A 1601-nucleotide genomic window follows, 5' to 3' on the forward strand; every position below is an offset into this window, starting at 1 on the left:
GTGGCGTTGATGAAGGCTGGCCACATGTCCATGGAGATGCTTTCTATCGCTTCTCGCTGCGCTTCTGTCAGGCTTTCATACCATGCCTTGAGCGTGGCCTTCTTACGGTCTTCGCCCACGATCAGGACCGTTCCTGCTTCCTGATCAGATACGATGGTGACGTAGTCATGGCGTTTCTTGAAGGCCGTTTCATCCACACCGATCTGGGTCATGCTCAGTTCCTCTCTGCGTGACAGACCGCGTTTGACCGCACGCTGCATGATGCCGTCAATGGCGTTCCAGCTCAGCCCCATCAGACGAGAAACCGCTGCTGTAGAGGCTTCTTTCAACCAGTCGATGACCAGAGCCTCAAACATAGCGGTAAATCCAGAACCCGGCTCGGCCCAGGGCACGGACACCGTAACAACACCATGCTCCTTGCATTTCACCCTCGGGACGTCCGCCACCAGAATGGTTTTGTACTGGCAAGTATCAAGATGTCGCCATTTGCGCTTTCGGGAATCATAGCCCGGCGATACCTCGCCGCAGGTCGGGCAACAGTGTTGCACCCCTTCCTCTTGTTCCACATGTACCGTGACTTCACCCTCTGACAGCGCCAGCTCTACACCGGATACTTGCCAGGGACTCTTGATTCCCAGTATCTGGGCATATAGGTCTTTGTCTCTCATAGGGGATTACGATAATCTACCCACTCCATTTGGGGAAGAGCCAAAAATACTATCAGGGTAGGCAATACCCTGAAGATTTACATATCGAACTCAAGCGGTTTGATGCGGTACAGTCGGTGGCTTTGATTACAGACCAAGTGGTTAATGATGCGATTCGGCGATTGGATAATAAGGTATCAGAGCATGAATCGTTGATGAAGAAACTGTGGGACTTGCCCGCCCAAATGTCCAGGAAAGAATATGAATATGCCGCAAGTAAACTTGGCGTTGATGCAATTCCTGACAGCGACATCCGAGAAAGCTATGGAATAAAATTTGGCGATTTTCGTTGGCCTGAATATACCAACGATTATGTGGTAAAGATGTTTCTTGCGCGTCTGCGCCTAAAAGGAATGGAAGAAAAACAAGATTCACTAATTGCAGAAAATAATCAAGAAAATATGGATATACCGCTCAGTGAAGTGGTGCGAGAGTACACAATGTTGGTGCCTGTAGTGAACCAGCATCAGCCTATCTATCAGGAAGAACAAGCGTGTCTTCGGCCTCGTGATAGATTTTGGGACATCCCAGTCCCCAAAATCGACTCGGCCTTTGACAACCTATTGGTGCCCCAGCCGTCCTGGTCACCCAGCACTACGCAACAACTTCGCACGCTCGTTGCTGCTCCGTACTTGGCTCCCATATGACTGGACGCCGCGTTCGGAGGCCTACTTTGCTTCCCCTCTGGCGCTATGCGCACGACGGGTAAGCAGTGCGGCCTCGCGGCTACTGGGGACTACCAGCCTTCGCTTCGCTCTCCATGGCTGGCAGCGGAAGTGCATGTTCCCGTTAAACATGGAGCGCAGGTTGTGATTGATGAAGATATGCCTTCATATAAAGGAGCACATCTACTCGGACACGAAGGAGAGTTGGCTGTTGAAGTGAAATATGAGG

2 protein-coding genes are annotated in these 1601 nt (G+C 51.2%); one reads left to right on the forward strand and one right to left on the reverse strand.

All coding sequences use genetic code 11. The annotated features are described in order from the left end of the window. A partial coding sequence (locus tag ACOCD2_RS19240; RefSeq protein WP_419625914.1) for an ISL3 family transposase occupies nucleotides 1-668 on the reverse strand: 668 nt, incomplete at its 3' end. Between the two features lie 546 nt (nucleotides 669-1214). Between ACOCD2_RS19240 and ACOCD2_RS19245 the strand changes: the two genes are divergently transcribed. Then, nucleotides 1215-1520, forward strand: a complete 306-nt coding sequence (locus ACOCD2_RS19245) for a hypothetical protein (protein WP_294078389.1) — start codon at nucleotides 1215-1217, stop codon at nucleotides 1518-1520. Nucleotides 1521-1601 lie beyond the last annotated feature (81 nt).

Source organism: Thiolapillus sp., from assembly GCF_048562965.1.
Lineage (GTDB): Bacteria > Pseudomonadota > Gammaproteobacteria > Chromatiales > Chromatiaceae > Thiolapillus > Thiolapillus brandeum_A.